The sequence below is a fragment of the Pseudomonas sp. NPDC089422 genome, assembly GCF_044749405.1.
Classification (GTDB): domain Bacteria; phylum Pseudomonadota; class Gammaproteobacteria; order Pseudomonadales; family Pseudomonadaceae; genus Aquipseudomonas.
Window position 1 is genome coordinate 277,283 of the sequence record NZ_JBIVHW010000008.1, and the last position, 17,734, is coordinate 295,016.

The 17,734-nt window shown below is 63.8% G+C and carries 18 protein-coding genes and 1 riboswitch; of the genes, 5 read left to right on the forward strand and 13 right to left on the reverse strand.

The features are described 5' to 3' along the window. Window position 1 precedes the first annotated feature (1 nt). Genes ACIPZ8_RS17500 through cobO form a run of 6 tightly spaced genes read right to left on the reverse strand, consistent with a single transcriptional unit; the run spans window position 2 to window position 5,893 of the window. The gene (locus ACIPZ8_RS17500) at window positions 2-1,456 is read right to left on the reverse strand and encodes a cobyric acid synthase (RefSeq protein WP_400725590.1); all 1,455 of its coding nucleotides are present in this window, start codon (window positions 1,454-1,456) and stop codon (window positions 2-4) included. Then, the gene (gene cobD, locus ACIPZ8_RS17505) at window positions 1,453-2,445 is read right to left on the reverse strand and encodes a threonine-phosphate decarboxylase CobD (protein WP_400725593.1); all 993 of its coding nucleotides are present in this window, start codon (window positions 2,443-2,445) and stop codon (window positions 1,453-1,455) included. The genes ACIPZ8_RS17500 and cobD overlap by 4 nt, the downstream gene beginning before the upstream one ends. After that, a complete protein-coding gene (gene cbiB, locus ACIPZ8_RS17510; protein ID WP_400725596.1) occupies window positions 2,438-3,346 on the reverse strand; it encodes an adenosylcobinamide-phosphate synthase CbiB in 909 nt (302 codons plus the stop codon). The genes cobD and cbiB overlap by 8 nt, the downstream gene beginning before the upstream one ends. Further along, window positions 3,343-3,993 carry a 5,6-dimethylbenzimidazole synthase gene (gene bluB / locus ACIPZ8_RS17515; protein ID WP_294336736.1) on the reverse strand — a complete coding sequence of 217 codons (651 nt, stop codon included), beginning with the start codon at window positions 3,991-3,993 and terminating at the stop codon, window positions 3,343-3,345. The genes cbiB and bluB overlap by 4 nt, the downstream gene beginning before the upstream one ends. Further along, window positions 3,990-5,285, reverse strand: coding sequence for a cobyrinate a,c-diamide synthase (locus tag ACIPZ8_RS17520; protein WP_400725600.1), 1,296 nt, complete (start codon window positions 5,283-5,285; stop codon window positions 3,990-3,992). Before ACIPZ8_RS17520 ends, bluB begins: the two co-directional genes overlap by 4 nt. Further along, window positions 5,282-5,893 carry a cob(I)yrinic acid a,c-diamide adenosyltransferase gene (gene cobO / locus ACIPZ8_RS17525; protein WP_201205366.1) on the reverse strand — a complete coding sequence of 204 codons (612 nt, stop codon included), beginning with the start codon at window positions 5,891-5,893 and terminating at the stop codon, window positions 5,282-5,284. The genes ACIPZ8_RS17520 and cobO overlap by 4 nt, the downstream gene beginning before the upstream one ends. 118 nt (window positions 5,894-6,011) lie before the next feature. Beyond that, window positions 6,012-6,233: riboswitch (cobalamin riboswitch) on the reverse strand. Window positions 6,234-6,399: 166 nt separating this feature from the next. Here cobO and ACIPZ8_RS17530 point away from each other — a divergent pair. Continuing rightward, complete coding sequence (locus ACIPZ8_RS17530; RefSeq protein WP_400725602.1) at window positions 6,400-6,978, forward strand: hypothetical protein; 579 nt, start codon at window positions 6,400-6,402, stop codon at window positions 6,976-6,978. Between the two features lie 12 nt (window positions 6,979-6,990). Here the strand turns inward: ACIPZ8_RS17530 and ACIPZ8_RS17535 are convergent, their stop codons facing one another. The 6 genes from ACIPZ8_RS17535 to ACIPZ8_RS17560 all read right to left on the reverse strand — a co-directional run bounded on the left by ACIPZ8_RS17535 (window position 6,991) and on the right by ACIPZ8_RS17560 (window position 14,085). Continuing rightward, window positions 6,991-9,537 (reverse strand): dermonecrotic toxin domain-containing protein, encoded by a 2,547-nt coding sequence (locus ACIPZ8_RS17535; RefSeq protein ID WP_400725605.1) that lies wholly within the window; start codon window positions 9,535-9,537, stop codon window positions 6,991-6,993. 96 nt (window positions 9,538-9,633) lie between these two features. Next, on the reverse strand, window positions 9,634-10,167 hold the full coding sequence (locus ACIPZ8_RS17540; protein WP_400725608.1) for a C40 family peptidase: 534 nt from the start codon (window positions 10,165-10,167) through the stop codon (window positions 9,634-9,636). Window positions 10,168-10,302: 135 nt separating this feature from the next. Further along, window positions 10,303-10,941, reverse strand: coding sequence for a C40 family peptidase (locus ACIPZ8_RS17545; RefSeq protein ID WP_400725610.1), 639 nt, complete (start codon window positions 10,939-10,941; stop codon window positions 10,303-10,305). 127 nt (window positions 10,942-11,068) lie between these two features. Beyond that, window positions 11,069-11,776, reverse strand: coding sequence for a DnaA regulatory inactivator Hda (gene hda, locus ACIPZ8_RS17550; RefSeq protein WP_400725613.1), 708 nt, complete (start codon window positions 11,774-11,776; stop codon window positions 11,069-11,071). Between the two features lie 152 nt (window positions 11,777-11,928). Then, on the reverse strand, window positions 11,929-13,002 hold the full coding sequence (locus ACIPZ8_RS17555; protein WP_400725616.1) for an AI-2E family transporter: 1,074 nt from the start codon (window positions 13,000-13,002) through the stop codon (window positions 11,929-11,931). A 12-nt stretch (window positions 13,003-13,014) separates the two neighbouring features. After that, window positions 13,015-14,085 (reverse strand): DUF2066 domain-containing protein, encoded by a 1,071-nt coding sequence (locus ACIPZ8_RS17560; protein ID WP_400725619.1) that lies wholly within the window; start codon window positions 14,083-14,085, stop codon window positions 13,015-13,017. 254 nt (window positions 14,086-14,339) lie between these two features. On the opposite strand from ACIPZ8_RS17560, the gene purM reads away from it, so the two are divergent. The 4 genes from purM to ACIPZ8_RS17580 all read left to right on the forward strand — a co-directional run bounded on the left by purM (window position 14,340) and on the right by ACIPZ8_RS17580 (window position 17,123). Next, window positions 14,340-15,398, forward strand: coding sequence for a phosphoribosylformylglycinamidine cyclo-ligase (gene purM, locus ACIPZ8_RS17565; protein WP_027918086.1), 1,059 nt, complete (start codon window positions 14,340-14,342; stop codon window positions 15,396-15,398). Beyond that, entirely contained in the window at window positions 15,398-16,051 is a 654-nt protein-coding gene (purN, locus tag ACIPZ8_RS17570; protein ID WP_400725622.1) for a phosphoribosylglycinamide formyltransferase, read from the forward strand. The genes purM and purN overlap by 1 nt, the downstream gene beginning before the upstream one ends. An 8-nt stretch (window positions 16,052-16,059) precedes the next feature. Next, on the forward strand, window positions 16,060-16,770 hold the full coding sequence (locus ACIPZ8_RS17575; protein WP_400725624.1) for a DUF3108 domain-containing protein: 711 nt from the start codon (window positions 16,060-16,062) through the stop codon (window positions 16,768-16,770). Window positions 16,771-16,940: 170 nt separating this feature from the next. After that, complete coding sequence (locus ACIPZ8_RS17580; protein ID WP_054885555.1) at window positions 16,941-17,123, forward strand: hypothetical protein; 183 nt, start codon at window positions 16,941-16,943, stop codon at window positions 17,121-17,123. A gap of 57 nt (window positions 17,124-17,180) precedes the next feature. Here the strand turns inward: ACIPZ8_RS17580 and ACIPZ8_RS17585 are convergent, their stop codons facing one another. After that, entirely contained in the window at window positions 17,181-17,720 is a 540-nt protein-coding gene (locus tag ACIPZ8_RS17585) for a DUF2058 domain-containing protein (RefSeq protein WP_400725627.1), read from the reverse strand. Window positions 17,721-17,734: the final 14 nt, after the last annotated feature.

Below are 17,734 nucleotides of genomic sequence, written 5' to 3' on the forward strand. Positions count from 1 at the left end.
GTCAGGCGACTCCACAGAGCGTTCGAAGGTGCGCGGTGTCCAGGTGTTTTTCCACCAGATCGGCCAGGCGCTCGATGTCACGCTCACGCAGGGCTTCGTAATCGATGGTCTGCGCATTCTCCAGCCCCGCCCAGCGCAGCAGCGCGGCACACGACTGGCTGCCCTCGAACAGGCCATGCAGGTAGGTGGCGAGGATCTGGCGATCGGCACTGACAGCGCCGTCACAACGGCCATCGGCGAGCTGCACCGCGGGCTGCTCCAAGGCAGGCCCTGCGGTGACGCCCGCGTGAATTTCATAGCCGGCGACCGCTGCGGCTTCAAGGTTCAGGGTCCCGGCGACATTGCGCAGTTGCTTGTCGGCTTCGAGCACCGTCTCGTAATCGAACAGGCCAAGCCCGGGGCTGGAGCCGGCGGCGCCCTCGAGACCAAGTGGGTCGTGGACTTGGCGGCCGAGCATCTGCAGGCCTCCACAGATCCCGATCAGCTTGCCGCCATAGCGCAGGTGCCGCTCGATGGCCTTGTCCCAACCTCGCTCGCGCAGTTGCGCCAGGTCGCCGCGCACGCTCTTCGAGCCGGGCAGGATGATCAGGTCGGCGGCCGGAATCGGCTGGCCCGGGCCGATGAACTGCAGGTCGACCTGCGGGTGCAGGCGCAGCGGGTCGAAATCGGTGTGGTTGCTGATGCGTGGCAACACCGGGACGATCACCTTGAGCACACGATCCTGCTTGGCGCCCTGGCGGATGTCGATGCCATCTTCGGCTTCCAGGTGCAGGTCGGTGACATAGGGCAGCACGCCCAGCACCGGTTTGCCGGTACGTTGCTCCAGCCAGTCCAGGCCCGGTTGCAGCAACGCGATGTCACCGCGGAAGCGGTTGATGACGAAGCCCTTGACCCGCGCCTGCTCGCTCGGCGACAGCAGTTCGAGGGTGCCGACCAGGTGGGCGAACACCCCACCACGGTTGATGTCGGCCACCAGGATCACCGGGCAGTCGACCGCCTCGGCAAAGCCCATGTTGGCGATGTCACCGGCGCGCAGGTTGATCTCCGCTGGCGAACCTGCGCCCTCGACCATCACCACCGGATAGGCCGCGCTGAGGCGCTGGTGCGAGGCCAGCACAGCTTGCATGGCGATGACCTTGTAGTCGTGATAGGCCACCGCGTTCATGCTGGCGACAGCGCGACCATGGATGATCACCTGGGCGCCCGTGTCGCTGTTGGGCTTGAGCAGAACCGGGTTCATGTCGGTGTGAGGTGCCAGCCGGCAAGCCTGGGCCTGCACCGCCTGGGCACGGCCGATTTCGCCACCGTCGGCGGTCACCGCGCTGTTGAGCGCCATGTTCTGCGGCTTGAACGGCACCACCCCGACGCCCTGGCGCATCAGCCAGCGGCACAGGGCGGTAACCAGCGTGCTCTTGCCAGCATCGGAGGTGGTGCCTTGCACCATGAGGGTGGTCATGCCGTTTCCTTCTGATAATCAGCCAAGGCCTGGGCCAGCCGTTGCTCGTCTGCGGCAGTTGCCGGCAGGCCAAGGCGCACGGCAGCCGGCTGCTCGAACAGGCGCACGAGGATGCCGCGGCGGGCGAGAAAGTCATGCAAGTGGGCTGCACGCTCGCTGCGCAGGTACTGGAACAGGTCGCAGCCGCCGCTGGGCGCCAGGCCGCAGCGTTGCAACAGCGTAGCCAGGCGTTGGCTGGCCTGGGCGCAGCGTTCGATCTGGGCCTGATGCGCCGCGTGGTCGGCAAAGCAGGCTTGCGCCAGCACCCGGGTCGGACCACTGATGGTCCACGGCCCGAGCAACTCGGCAAGGCCCTGCAACAATGAGGATTCGGCCACTACACAGCCCAGTCGCACACCGGCCAGGCCGAAGAACTTGCCGAACGAACGCAGCACGATCAGGCCCGGGCGCTCGGCGCAATCAGCCACGCTGTGTTCCGGCGAGTTGTCCATGAACGCTTCGTCCACCAGCAGCCAGCCGCCGCGCTTCGCGAGCTGCGCATGCCAGGCCAGCAGCCGTTCACGTGGCACCAGCCGCCCGGTCGGGTTGTTCGGATTGACCAGCACCAGCACGTCGAGCTGATCGAGCTGCGCCTCGACCTGACGTTCATCCAGCTCGATCAACTGATGCCCCGCCCGCTGCCAGGCATGCGGGTGCTCGGCGTAGCACGGCGCCAGCACACCCACGCGCCCCAGCGGGCGCAACAGGGGCAGGGCCTGGATGGCCGCCTGGGAACCTGCCACCGGCAACAGTTGCCGCACACCGTAATAGTGTCGCGCGGCGTCTTCGAGGCCGTCATCGGCTTCCGGCAGGCGTGCCCAAGCATCCAGCGGAATCGGGGGGATCGGGTAAGGCCAAGGGGCAATGCCGCTGGACAGATCCAGCCAGTCTTCGCGGGCAATTGCGTATTGCCGCGCCGCCCGCAGCAGGCGGCCACCGTGTTCAAGCATTCAGATAGGCTCCCACGCAGATCAGCAGTACCCATAACCAGACGCCACGCTGCACCAGGCTCCAGCCGCGCTCGATGGCATCGGCATCGGCCATTGGCCCCTCACCCAGGCGCGGGCGCTCGTGCAGTTCGCCGTGGTACACCGCCGGGCCGCCCAGTTCGACACCCAGCGCACCGGCACCAGAGGCCATTACCGGCCCAGCGTTGGGGCTGTCCCACAGCGGCGCCTGTTTGCGCCAGCAGGTCAGTGCCAGACGCGTCTTGCCCAGCAGCGCGTAGGTCAGCGCCACGAGCCTGGCGGGAATATAGTTCAGCACGTCGTCGATGCGTGCGGCGCACCAGCCGAAGCGCTCGAAGCGTTCGTTACGGTAACCCCACATCGCATCCAGGGTATTGCTCAGGCGGTACAGCACCACGCCCGGCGCACCGGCCACGGCGAACCAGAACAGCGCGGCGAACACCGCATCGCTGCCGTTTTCCAGCACCGATTCAGTGGCTGCGCGAGCCACGGCAGGCTCATCCAGTTCGCGGGTTTCCCGGCTGACCAGATAACCGACACGGCGCCGAGCCTCTTGCAGGTCACCTTGACGCAAGGCGTTGGCCACCGGCAGCACATGCTCGCCGAGGCTGCGCAAGCCGAGGGCGCAATACAGCGCCAGCACATCCACCAGCCAGCCGACATAGGGCAGCCAGGACAGGATCAGCGCCACCAGCGTCAGCGGTACCACAGCCAGGAACCAGGCGCTCACGCCATGGCTGCGCCAGCCGCGCCCACCGGCATTCAAGCGGCGCTCCAGGCTCGACGCCAGGTTGCCGAAGCCCACCAGCGGGTGTCGGCGCTGCGGCTCGCCCAGCAGCGCGTCGAGGGCCACTCCGGCCACAGTCAGCAAGGCCACGCTCATGGGCGCTCTCCCCATTGGTTCTCGAACAGCATTTCACTCAAGGGGCGTTCTTGCGCCCAGTTTTCCTGTACCAGCATCGGCTGTGCGTAGAACTCGCTGACCGGCCCCAGGCACAACACCGCCACCGGCTTGGCGCCAGCGGGCATGCCCAGCAGCGCGGCCAGGGCTTGCGGGTCGAACAGAGAAACCCAGCCCAACCCCAGGCCCTCGGCACGGGCGGCCAGCCACAGGTTCTGGATGGCGCAGGCCAAGGAGGCCAGGTCCATTTCCGGCAAGGTGCGGCGGCCGAAGATGTGCGGCTCGCGGTTGTCCATCAACGCCGCCACCAGCACTTCGGCGCAGTCGCTGATGCCTTCGACCTTGAGTTTCATGAAGTCATCGGAGCGCTCGCCCAGGGCTTCGGCGGTACGCACCCGCTCCTCTTCGACCAGGCCCTGAATGCGCCCGCGCAGCTCCCGTTGAGTGATGCGAATGAAGCGCCAGGGTTGCATCAGGCCGACACTGGGCGCCTGGTGCGCGGCAGCCAGCAGGCGGCCGAGCAGCTCGGGCGCCACCGAGCCACCGGCAAAATGGCGCATGTCGCGACGCTCACCGATCGCTCGGTAGATCGCGGCGCGCTCGGCGGCGCTGTAGGCGTGATCGCTCATGGCCGCAACAGCGCCGCCGCCGCATCAGGGTTGGACGGGAAGTAGAAGTGCACGTAGGAGGCGGTCAGCCGGCCCAGCCGATACACCGCTTCGTTGCCACGCCCGCCGTTGGGGCTCAAGCCCCGGGCGATCGGCTCCAGTTCGGTGGTCGTCAGCGAGTGGTGATAGGTGTGCCCGCGCAGGGTGCCTTCCGGCAGTTCTACGGCCTGCAGGGCCAGGGCTGCCAGGCGCTTCTGCATGGCCGCCTCGCCGGGCAACAGGCCGAGCAGTTCGGCACGCTCGCCTGCAACATCCGTCAGCGCGTCGAGCAGGTACAGCATGCCGCCGCACTCGGCCAGCAATGGCTTGCCCTGGGCATGATGGGCACGGATCGCTTCGCACATCGGCGTATTGGCTGCCAATGCGTGGTGATGCAGTTCTGGATAACCACCCGGCAGATACAGGCTGTCCACTGCCGGTAGCTCACGGTCGTGCAGCGGCGAAAAGAACGCCAACTGTGCGCCCAGGTCGCGCAACAGATCCAGATTGGCGCCGTAGGTAAAGGCGAAGGCTTCGTCTCGCGCCACTCCAATGCGCACACCGCTCAGCGACGCAACGCACGGTTGCGGCTCAGGCGCGGCAAACGCTACTGGCGGTGGCAAGGCGGCGTCGCAGCTGGCGCCGAGGGCTTCGGCCGCAGCATCCAGGCGGGCATCCAGGTCGTTCAGTTCGCTGGCCTGAACCAGCCCCAGGTGGCGGCTGGGCAGCTCGATACCGCGCTCGCGGGAAAGGCCGCCATACCAACGCAGGCCCTCGGTCAGGCTGCCTTCGAGCAATTGCGCATGGCGCAGGCTACCGACTCGGTTGGCCAGCACGCCGGCGAACGGCAGGTCGGCCTGATAACGCGCCAGGCCCAGGGCCAGGGCGCCGAAGGTCTGGGCCATCGCCGTGCCGTCGATCACCGCCAGCACGGGCACGCCGAAATGGCGGGCCAGATCGGCGCTCGACGGGGTACCGTCGAACAGGCCCATCACCCCTTCGATCAGAATCAGGTCGGCTTCTTCTGCGGCTTGCCACAGCAGTCGACGGCTTTCTTCGGCACCGATCATCCACAGATCGAGCTGGTACACCGGCGCGCCACTGGCCCGCTCCAGGATCATCGGGTCGAGGAAATCCGGGCCGCACTTGAACACCCGGACGTTACGCCCCAGGTTGCGGTGCAGGCGGGCCAGGGCTGCAGTCACGGTGGTCTTGCCCTGACCAGAGGCAGGTGCTGCGATCAGCACCGCCGGGCAGCTGCGCGTTTCACTCACAGTTCGACGCCCTTCTGCGCGCGGATACCGGCCTGGAACGCATGCTTGAGCATGCCCATCTCGGTGACGGTATCGGCCAGCTCGATCATTTCCGGCTTGGCTGCGCGACCGGTGACGATCACGTGCTGCATGGGTGGCCTGGCCTGAATGTCACTCAGCACCTGGTCGAGGTCGAGGTAGCCATGCTTGAGGGCGATGTTCAACTCGTCGAGCACCACGAACTGCACGCTCGGGTCTTGCAGCAGCTGGCGCGATACCGCCCAGGCCGCTTCGGCGGCGGCGATGTCGCGCTGGCGGTCCTGGGTCTCCCAGGTGAAGCCCTCGCCCATCACGTGATAGCGCACCTGCTCGGGGAAGCGGCGGAAGAACAGCTCTTCGCCGGTGCTGTTGCGGCCCTTGATGAACTGCACCACGCCGCACTGCATGCCATGGCCCAAGGCGCGGGCAAGCATGCCGAAGGCCGAGCTGCTCTTGCCCTTGCCGTTGCCGGTAAGCACCAGCAGCAGGCCGCATTCGTTAGGGGAGTTGGCAATGCGCTCGTCGATGATCGCCTTCTTGCGCTGCATGCGCGCCAGGTGGCGTTCGTCGCGGTCGGTGGATTCGCTCATGAAGGGTTCTCCGCAGGCTGAAGCCACGTAAACAGCGGCGACAGGTAATAGGCGGGCAGACGGAGAACGCGCAGGAGCCATGGCCGGAGCCACGGTGCACCGCACATCACCCTCCGTGATGCCGTTGGCAGTATCAGGCCGGTCTCCGGGCTCGTGAGCGGGCCATTCGGCCCAGGCCTGCGCGCCTTCCCGGGTGCTTTACCCAGTGGCCCTGCGCAGCTGCTTCTCACCTACCGTTGCGGGGGCAGCGCCGGAATCGCGCCATGCTGGCGACCACCGGCTTCCCAGTTTCACCCTGCCCAGTCGGGGCTGGCAGGGCACCTGAAACACGCCGCGAAGGTTAGAGGGTTGCACCGAGAGCGTCAATCGAAGGGGGCCTTTTACTTCGGCGCAACTGGCCGGGGTCAATGGCCGATCTGCCAGGTTGTGCCACACTGATCAGAGTGATATCACATAGCCATTACTTTGCGCTGGACGCGATCACAACGATAACAGGAGTGCGCAGCATGCAAGGCCAGATCATCAACAACCCGAACCTGGAATTCCTCCGCCCCGTACTGGAACGCTGGGTCGACTGCATCGACCGCTTCAACCAGTTCCATGGCGATGCCGAGGCCCCCTACTGGCATGGCACCCAAGCCAACATCGGCATGCTTGCGGCGGCGGCCTGGCAAGCCGAACTGGCGGCGCTGCAGCAGTTCACCAGCAAGAAACAGCGTGATGAAGGCGAACAGGAGGGGCGCTGCGACCTGTCGATCTGCAGCGCCGATGAAACGCTGTACCTGAGCGTCAGCCAGCGCTGGCCGAAAGTCGCGCGGCTGGACATGGCATCGGCGCTGCAAGAAACGACTGCCCTCGCCCGTCACAAGGCCTATGCCAGCCAACTGAAAGCGGGCGCTCTGTTCATCACCCCGTGCAAGGTTGGCCAACATGCCAGCCCCGAGGAGTTGCAGGATCTGTTGGACGACCTGCAAAAGCACACGGCCTGCGCCATCGCCTGGTACTTTCCGTACGCCTACCGCAAGCTGCACAACGAGACGGGGCAGTACTACCCGGGCGTGGCACTGCTGCTCAAGCAGGCCTGAACCCAGCGGCCATCATGTCGGGAAGAATCGCTCGACCAGGGCAGCGCTTTTGAAGCGGCTACGGTAGCCCGCATCGTCGAACAGCAGCCCTGTGCGCAAGTCGTAGACAGGGCCCGACGCTGGCTTGGTGATTTGCCTGAGCGTTACCTTGATGAAGCGGTAATGCTCGCCCTTTACCTCCTCCAGCCCTTCTACAAGGAAGTAGTGACCAGGCAGGAACAGGCTCTCGGCCTCATCCCAGTACAGGGAAAATGCACTGATCGGTGTCGCATGGTGGTATTGCCCGGCAGGCAGCTCGAACACCACCGAACTGTCGTCGAAGCGCCCGAATACCGCGCCAGACACCTGTGCATCGGGCAGCGAGGCAAACTCGGCAACCTTGTAAGGGTTTTCAGTAAACGAGGTCAGATCTGTATTGACCAGCACATCGCCCACGCCAAGCTCACCTGCCCGGTAGTTAGCACCGCTGGTACCACGATTACCGCTCCCTCCTCTGTAGAGGCTCACCTCGTTGCTCTTGGGCAGCAATGCCAGGCTGTCGGCAAAATCGTGAATGTATGCGTCTTCATCACCATATTTGTAAACACCCGAACGGAACACGTCATTCACCTGCGATTCGTCACTGGTGTAGTACTCGATCATGCTATTGAAGTACTCGCGTCCGTAACGATACGAATAGTAAGGCCGCCCGCTGACCCTCACGCAATCCAGCCCGCGCGCATCGAGGTCCGGTGCCTGCCCGCGGGGCAGCTCGGCGACCGGCCATTGCGCCAACAGGGCCTTCTGCCTTTTCAACGCATTGACGGACAGCTTTGCACTGCGGACGCTGTTATTGACCGTGTAGGTATCCCAGAACGCCGAGCGTACAACGGCTATGCCTGCCTCCTCCGGCGGTGCGCCACCCAACAGTCGCGGCGGTACCAACAACTCCCATTCACCTGATGCATTCAGCCGCACGGGCTGCAGTGATGCAAACGCAAAAGGGTTGTCCGCCGGTACAACCAGCCAGGTCGCCAGGTCGTGACTGTAGCGCACACGATAGGTCAGGCGATTGAGGGTGATCCAGCAGCTGCCATCCTGACTGACCTGTATGCCACGCAAACGGCCGCTATCTGCCACCTCGCCACCCGGCACGATATTGCTTGCCCGATCTTCCGCCTCCAGGCTGGCAGACTCCACCGGCTGCCACTCCTCAAGGTTGACGCCCACCTCATGAGGCGGGGCTTCAAAAGCCAGTGAAGCGAACATCGAGCTGAAGCCGATGTCCACCATGTTGAAGGTCGCATACACACTTTCCAGCATCGCCGAGCGCAAGGCGCTCTTGCGCTCCTGTTCATCGGTGGCATGCAATGCAGTGTCCACATCCAGCCCGACCTTGGCGAGCGTGGCCCCGAGCAAGATCAGCGTCATTGGCCAACCGAAGGGGGCAAAACTGCCGAAGAGGTTGAAAAAAGCCGACAGATAGCCACTGTACATTGCCCTGCGCAGCCTGGCGTTGTCCTGCAGAAGCCTGCCATTACGCCGCAGCTCCGCCACAGCCTGGTCAGCCAGCCAGGCAAACAGGTCGCTGCCGAGCGCACGCTTGAACAGAGACAGCGCGACCAGCCCGGCCTCATCCGAACGGCTGTCGGCGATACCTTGCAGGTGCACCCTGATCAACTGGTTGGCCGAACTGTCACGAGGGTTGCTGTGCGCCACCATCGCGAAATTGTCCAAGGTACCTGCGACCTGCAACTGCGCGCGCAGCCAAGCGGCCATCGCCAGCTCAGAGTCGAACCCTCTCAACGCTTCGTCTGACCATGGCAGATAGGCGATGAACCGGCCACCGGGTGCCTGCATCGAGAACAGGCAGCCCCTGTCTCCCTCACCGAATGTGTATCGGTTCAAGGCCAAGGCATGATCACCGCTTTGCCGCTGCAGCATGGCAAGGGAAGGCGTGGCGATGTCGGCCAGCTCAGCTGACACCAGGGTGCGCAGATGCCGCGCGTCCTCGGCCGTGATCCGCCCCTGGAGCAAGGCAGCCGTCACCTGCCCAAGCAGGTTGACCTTGGCCAGCACACAAAAGTGCTCGCCATTGGCTGACCAGAAACGCTCGACCGCCTCACGGTAGAGCACTGCGAAGTCCAGCGCCCAGAGATCCTTCTGCACCTCGCTGCCGAGCATCCGCACTTCATGACGCTCATCGTAGGTCGCGGCATGAGGGCCCTGCAGGTAAAAGCCGCCTCGCTGGTCGAGTTCATCGGCGGCGTCCTGGTAATACAGATCGAACCGCTCGATCACCAGTTCGGTCATCACCATCGACTTCTGTGGCGGCCCGCTGTGCTGCCAGCCAGTAAAGCTGCGCGCACTGGAGCTTGAGCTGTTGAACTGGTGCCACCAGACAAACCGCGGGTCCATCTGCTTGCCGGTGTGCCTGCGCAGGATCCGTGCAGCCTGTTGGCTGGCCAGATCATGCAGGTCTGGGAAGTTCGCGAGAATCTGATCTATCAGCCCCACCAGCGGACGCGCGGCATCCAGTGCGTTCAGGCTACGGATCATTCGGCCATTGACGGTATTCATGGTCCACTCCAGACCGTTGCAATCGGAGGCACATGCTGGCGCCCCGAACGCAACGTGGAGTGGTAGATGTGTGTCGTCGCCGCGGCGGGCGAGAAATCAAGGATTCTGCGCCAGATGCCCTTGGGGGATGACCCGCTTGGCCTGCAGGTAGGCTTTGGACCAATAGCTGTTGGACAGGTAATCCAGGCGTACCGTACCGCCCGTGCGCGGCGCATGCACGAAGCGCCCTTCCCCTACGTAGATGCCGGCATGGCTGACCTGTGAACCGCCACCGGTGGCGAAGAACACCAGGTCACCCGACTGCAGCGAGTCGATGTTCACGGTCGGCGCGCGCATCACGATCATCTCGCGCGTCGAGCGCGGCAAGCTGATGCCTGCGGCATCGCGGTACACATAACCGATCAGGCCACTGCAATCGAACCCGGAATCCGGTGTATTGCCACCCCAGCGATACGGTGTGCCGACCAGGCCGATCGCACGGATCAGCACGTCGTCAGCGAGGGGCGAACCTTCGGGTTGGCTATAGGTGATCCGTGGTTGTACCACAGGGGCCGGTGCCGGGGCACGGCTGGAGCAGGCAGCAAGCAATGCCACCAGAGAAAGTAATGCGAAGCGCGCCATCATCGCCATGGCCAGAACTTCCTGTCTGAGACCGAACGGCCGCAGCCGAAAAGAGTTGAGAATTTAGATTAGACGCTTTCTGTAAATGCGCACGGCGGCGAGCTTTTCAGCTACGCCGCCGCGGCAGGATATATCATTTTGATATCAGTTGCGCGCGATATTGGTGGTCGGCGCCATGGCCAAGGCACGCTTGGCTTCGATGAAGGTCTTGCTCCAGTAGCGATCACCGAGGCTGTCGATGCGCACACCACCGCTGCGGCGGCTGCTGGAGTGGATGAACTGATTGTCACCCAGGTAGATGCCGGCATGGCTGACACGGCCACGGCCATTGGTGCTGAAGAACAGCAGGTCGCCCGGCTTGAGCTTGTTGCGAGCCACCTTGGGCGCATCGACGTTGATCATTTCGCGGGTCGAGCGCGGCAGGTTCATGCCGGCCTCTTCGCGGAACAGGTAGCCGATGAAACCGCTGCAGTCGAAACCGGAGGCTTCCGAGGTACCACCGAAGCGGTAGCGGGTGCCGATCAGCGACATGCCGCGCTCGAGAATGCTGTCAGCCAGCACCGGGAGCTGATAGGGCTTGCTGCTGGAGAAGGCCTCCAGTTCATCTTCAGTGGCCTGTTCTTCTTCGCCGAAAACGGACGAAGGCGAAGCCTTGGCCTTGTTGACCGATTGCGAGGCAATCGGGGTGTAATCCTGAGGCTGGGAATCCGGGCCGTGGGCCGCGCAGCCAAAAAGCAGGGTCACGAGTGCGAGTGGCACGAGGGGTGCGAAGCGCTTCAGCATGGGCACGACCGTGTCTGTAATCCTTTAGAAGGGTGAAACTATGCCCTCTATCATGGCCATTTGCAAATTTTATCGAAAAAGATGTGACTTTTTCATTTTGCACCTCAGAGCCCAGTGTTTACGGGCCCTACCAGCCGAGGGTTTCCTTCAGGAAGGGGATGGTCAGCTTGCGCTGAGCCTGCAAGGAAGCCTGGTCGAGCCGCTCGAGCAGGTCGAACAGCGCACTCATGCTGCGTGTGCCACGGGTAAGGATGAAATGCCCGACTTCGTCGGTCAGGTGCAGGCCGCGGCGCGAAGCACGCAGTTGCAGGGCTCGCAGCTTGTCTTCGTCGGACAGGCCGCGCATCTGGAAGACCAGGGCCAGGGTCAGGCGCGACTTGAGATCGGGCAGCTTGACCGGTAGTTCGCGAGGTGAAGCGGAGGCCGCCAGCAACAGGCGCCGACCGCTGTCGCGCAAGCGGTTGAACAGATGGAACATCGCCTCTTCCCAGTCCGCCTTGCCAGCGATCACGTGCAGGTCGTCGATGCACACCAGTTCGTATTGGGCCAGGTAATCGAGCAGTTCCACGCCGCGATCGAGCAATTGCGCCAGTGGCAAGTACACAGCGGGTTCGCCGCGCTGCTGAAAACGATGGGTGGCGGCCTGCAGCAGGTGACTACGCCCAACGCCCTGCTTGCCCCACAGGTAGATGAGGCTCTCGGTCCAGCCGGCGTCGGCTTCGCATAGCCGCTCGACATAGCCCAGCGCCGCGGCATTGGCGCCCGGATAGTAGTTGATGAAGGTGGCGTCATCGCGCAGGCGCACACCCAGGGGCAACTGGATCGGTGGTTTCATGCTCGCGGGCGGTCGTCAGGACCGCAGGGGGCCTTTGGTGAACAATGTGCAAAGTCTATACCCGCATTGCAGGGCGCACAATCATGCAGGCGGATAGCACAAGCAAAATCAACGAGTTGCACCACATTGAAGGGCGCAACCCGGCCCTTGGGTCACAAATCCGGGTCGACATCCCCGGCATACATGTCCGATTCCTTGTACAGGTCATGCACATGTCGCAGCAGGACCATGATCACCGCCGCCACCGGCAATGCCAGCAGCACGCCGGTAAAGCCGAACAGCTCGCCTCCGGCCAGGATGGCGAAGATCACCGCCACCGGATGCAGGCCGATACGGTCACCGACCAGCAGCGGGGTCAGCACCATGCCCTCCAGTGCCTGCCCGACCATGAACACGGCAACGATGCCAAGCATCGGGTACAGGTCACCACCAAACTGGAACAACCCGGCCACCAAGGCCGCGCCGATACCAATGATGAAGCCCATGTACGGCACGATGGCGGCCAGCCCGGCGAGCATGCCGATCAGCAGGCCCAGTTCGAGCCCGACCAGCATCAGGCCGGCGGAATAGATGACGCCCAGCGCGAGCATCACCATCAACTGGCCGCGAACGAATGCCCCCAGTACTTCATGGCATTCACCTGCCAGGCCCACCACCTGCGGTTCGCGCTGACGCGGCAGCAGGCCACGCAGCTTGGCCATCATCAGGTCCCAGTCACGCAGCAGATAGAAGCCCACCACCGGGATCAGCACCATGTTGGCCAGCCAGGCGATCAGCGCCAGGCTCGAGGCGGTGGCATGGGACAACAGCATGCCGACGATGTCGGTCGTCTGGCCCATGTGCTCGCCGATGGCGGCCTTGATCTTGTCGAATTTCCAGAAGCCATCGGCCAGGCCCAGACGGCCTTGCACCCAGGGCAGCGCCACATGTTCGAGCCAGTCGAGCATTTGCGGCGCCAGCTCGTACAGGCGCAGCAACTGCTTGGCCAGCAGCGGTACCAGCACCAGCAGCAAGGCCAGCAGCACCAGGGTGAACAGGCCGAACACCACCACCACGCCCCAGGTACGCGACAGGCCGAGGCGCTCCAGACGGTCGACCAGCGGGTCGGCCAGGTAGGCCAGCAAGATGCCTACCAGGAACGGCGTAAGGATGTTGTGCAGGCTATAGAGAAGCACGGCGATCAGCAGTGCAGCACCCCAGCCGACCCAGCGACGCATGTCAGTCATCGATAGCGCCCCTTACCAACGGAATCGCAGGCCGTCGAACGGCTTGGCTGCGGCAGGTGCAGGGGTGGCCGGCTGGCCTGGCGCAACACCAGCGCCGGGCGCGGGCGTGACCGGGGTCGCGGCCACCGGTTCGACCGGCACCTCCTGCAACTTGGCCAGGCCCAGCTGGGCACGCAGTTGCTCGCGGTTGCCGCTGACCGCATAGGTCAAGGTGCCACCTTCGGCCAGTTGCAGGCGTGGGCCATAGGGCTCCAGCACGCGGCTCAGCTCGGCATAGCGTTGCAGGTTCATGCCTTGCACCTGCAACTGCAACTGGCTGCTGGCACCGGCCTTGATCACATAACGCGGCGCCAGACGGCTGCTGACCGCCAGCATGACGGCGTCCGCCAGGGCCGCCTGGTCAGCACCTTCGGCGTTGCCCTGATCGCGCTTGTCACCCAGCCACAGTTGCCATGTACCTTGCCATTTGCCCTCGCCTTCATGGGCATGCACCGCCAGCATGGCGTCGGCGCCATAGCGCTCCGCAGCTTCGCGCAGGGGTGCCGGATCATTGCCTTCGAGCTGCTTGGCGTTGGCCACCAGTTGCTCTTGCAGGTCGGCCAGCGGCAAGCGCAGCGGCAAGCCACGGTGCTGGGCGGCTCGACGCAGCGGCTGGGCACTGGCCTGGCCGTCACCGACCAGGTTGCTGCCTTCAGCACTGTCATTGAGCCACCAGCCGAGGATGGAGGGCCGGTTACTGCCCCACAGCGCCAGGCCGGCCTTGCGCAAGGCACGCTCGGTGCTGCCGGGATCGAACTCGACCAGCACCGATTCCGGCGGCCCGGCCTCGGTGCCGACCTGGTTGATGATCTGTTGCGGGTCCTTGCGCAACTCGGCCAGCGCCGGGTTCTGCACAGCCTTGGGGTCGCCAGTCAGGCGCAGTACCAAGGTATCGAAGGCCTTGGCAGTGGCTGCGGAACGAGCTTCGGCACCCTGCCCTTCGACCGGCTCGCGCACTTGATAGAGCCCGGAGACGGTTTCGGCCTGCGCAGTGAGGCAGGCCAGTGCAAGGCACCCTGCTGCCAGATAATTGAATAGTCGCATGGGGATTCCTGTCCGATTACGCATGAAGCATGTGGCTTGCAGCTTATACAGAAGGAGGCCTATCAACCACCCACACACCTTTTTCAGCAATTTACCGCCCTGCCCGTCGGCCTGAGGATGGCCGCTGCACGGCAACCCTGATAAAATCGCGCGCCTTCACAGACCACTGACGTTTCAGGCAGCCGCCGCTTCCCAGCCGGCCTTGGCCGTCATGGTCGTTTTTACGAATCCCTCCCTCTTAAAGGCCTGGATCAATGAGCAAGCAACCCTCCCTGAGCTACAAGGACGCCGGTGTAGACATCGACGCCGGCGAAGCACTGGTCGAACGCATCAAGGGCGTGGCAAAACGCACCGCACGCCCTGAAGTCATGGGTGGCCTGGGCGGCTTCGGCGCCCTCTGCGAGATCCCGGCCGGCTACAAGCAGCCGGTGCTGGTCTCCGGCACCGACGGCGTCGGCACCAAGCTGCGCCTGGCACTGAACCTGAACAAGCACGACAGCATCGGCCAGGACCTGGTCGCCATGTGCGTCAACGACCTGGTGGTCTGCGGCGCCGAGCCGCTGTTCTTCCTCGACTACTACGCCACCGGCAAGCTGAATGTCGACGTGGCCGCCACCGTGGTCACCGGCATCGGCGCCGGCTGTGAGCTGGCCGGCTGCTCCCTGGTCGGCGGCGAAACCGCCGAAATGCCGGGCATGTACGAAGGTGAAGACTACGACCTGGCCGGCTTCTGCGTCGGCGTCGTGGAAAAGGCCGAGATCATCGACGGCTCCAAGGTTGCCACTGGTGACGCGCTGATCGCCCTGCCGTCCTCCGGCCCGCACTCCAACGGCTACTCGCTGATCCGCAAGATCCTCGAAGTGTCCGGCACCGATATCGAGAACACCCAGCTCGACGGCAAGCCGTTGACCGACCTGCTGATGGCGCCGACCCGCATCTACGTCAAGCCACTGCTGCAGCTGATCAAGAACACGGGCGCAGTCAAGGCCATGGCCCACATCACCGGCGGCGGCCTGCTGGACAACATCCCGCGCGTACTGCCGAAGAATGCCCAGGCCGTGGTTGACGTGGCCAGCTGGCAGCGCCCGGCGGTGTTCGACTTCCTGCAGGAAAAAGGAAACGTCGACGAGCACGAGATGCACCGTGTGCTGAACTGCGGCGTCGGCATGGTCATCTGCGTGGCCCAGGATCAGGTCGAAGCGGCCCTGAACGAACTGCGCGCCGCCGGTGAGCAGCCTTGGGTCATCGGCCACATCGCCGAAGCCGCCGAAGGCGCCGCCCAGGTCGAACTGCAGAACCTCAAGGCACACTGATGCCGAGCAAGCCCTGCAATGTAGTGGTACTGCTGTCGGGTTCCGGCAGCAACCTGCAAGCCTTGATCGACAGTTGCCGCGCGCAGGACAGCCAGGTGCGCATCGCTGCGGTGGTCTCCAACCGCGCCGATGCCTATGGCCTGCAACGGGCCCAGGCGGTCGGTATCGACACCGTGGTGCTCGACCACACCCAGTTCGACGGCCGCGAAGCCTTCGATGCCGCGCTGATGGCGCGCATCGACGGCTTCGCCCCGGACCTGGTGGTGCTGGCCGGTTTCATGCGCATCCTCAGTGGCGACTTCGTGCGCCACTACCAGGGCCGCCTGCTCAACATCCACCCGTCGCTGCTGCCCCGCTACAAGGGCCTGCATACCCACCGTCGGGCACTGGAGGCAGGCGATGCCGAGCATGGCTGCAGCGTACACTTCGTCACCGAGGAACTCGATGGCGGGCCTCTGGTCGTACAGGCTGTGGTACCGGTGCTGCCTGATGACACGGTGGAAAGCCTGGCCCAAAGGGTCCACCATCAGGAACACCAGATCTACCCGCTGGCGGTGCACTGGTTTGCCCAAGGGCGCTTGCGCCTGGGTGAACAGGGTGCGTTACTGGATGACCTGCCGCTGCCGGCCAGTGGTCACTTGATCCGACCCTAGGAGAACTTATGCGTCGCGCCCTGCTATTGGCTCTCACCGTGCTCGCCCTGCCCCTCCAGGCAGCTGACCTGAAGCCGTTCTCGGCAAGCTACACCGCAGACTGGAAGCAACTGCCCATGAGCGGCACCGCCGAGCGCAGCCTGGTCAAGAACAAGGACGGCAGCTGGAACCTTGATTTCAAGGCCTCCATGATGATCGCCAGCCTGACCGAGCAAAGCACCCTGCGCCTGGACAACGACACCCTGCTGCCGCAGAAGTACCACTTCGAGCGCGGCGGCCTGGGCAAGGCCAAGACCGTCGACCTGACTTTCGACTGGAACGCCAAGAAGATCACTGGCACCGACCGCAAGGACGCCATCAACCTGCCGCTCAACCGCGGCGTGCTGGACAAGTCGTCCTACCAGCTGGCCTTGCAGCACGATGTGGCCGCCGGCAAGAAGAGCATGACCTACCAGGTGGTCGATGGCGATGAGATCGACAACTACGACTTCCGCGTGCTCGGCACCGAGAAGATCACCACCAAGACCGGCCAGGTCGAGGCGGTGAAGGTCGAGCGCGTGCGTGCCCCGAGCCAGAACAAGCGTGTCACCGAGCTGTGGTTCGCCAAAGACTGGGACTACCTGCTGGTGCAGTTGCGCCAGGTCGAGACCGATGGCAAGGAGTACGTGATCGTGCTGCAGGATGGCACGGTTGACGGCAAGGCGGTGAAGGGTAACTGATCCGCTGCAGCCCGCAGTATCCGGAGCCCCGCCCTGTGCGGGGCTTCTTTTTGCCTGGCTTTCATGAAACTTGTTTCATGCCCGTTTTATTTACTTAGCCTGCTAACTAACTCTATAAAGGGGTTGTGCGACACAGTGTCGCAGCCAACTCAAAGCAGTGGAGTTTACCGATGACAGTCCAAGTAACCGAACGCGACGAATCGAAAATGTCCCACGAAGGCCTGGCCGCTGGCGTGCGGATCTGGGATGTGCACCAACAAGGCCAACTGGTAGGAATGTTCCACCAGGAACATGAGGCTCACCAGTACCGGGCAGAGCTCGAAGCGCTGGAAAACCAGCGCACCACGCAGTAACCCGAACCTTGATACAGTCTTCCAATAAAAAACCCCGCCAAGGCGGGGTTTTCCTGTTTACCACATCAGATCGTCTGGGATCTTGTAGGCCGCGTACGGATCGTCCTCGTCCGCTTCCTCGACATGGGTATTGAGCAGCAGGATGCGGCTCGGGTCGCGCTCCTGGATCTTCACCGCCGCCTCGCGCGGGATCACTTCGTAGCCACCGGCATGCGACACAACGGCCAGCGCGCCGTTGCTCAGACGAGTACGCATCAGGGCGTTGACGGCAATGCGCTTGACCTTCTTGTCGTCGACGAAGTTGTAATAGTCCTCGGTATTCAGCTTGGGCAGGCGGGTGGCTTCGATCAATTGCTTGATCTGCGCCACGCGGGCCTTCTGCTCGGCCTTTTCCTGCTGCTGGCGATTCAGCTCCTGGTCACGCTTGGCCTTCTCGGCCATGGCTTCCTTGGCCATGCGCTGCTGGCTGTCGTCGACTTCGACCTGGCCTTTGTGCTCCATGCGCTTCTGTTTCTTTTCAGCTTTGTTGGTCTGCGAGACCTGTTTCTGGTTGACCAGACCGGCTTTGAGCAATTGGTCGCGAAGGGAAAGGCTCATGAATGTTCACTCAC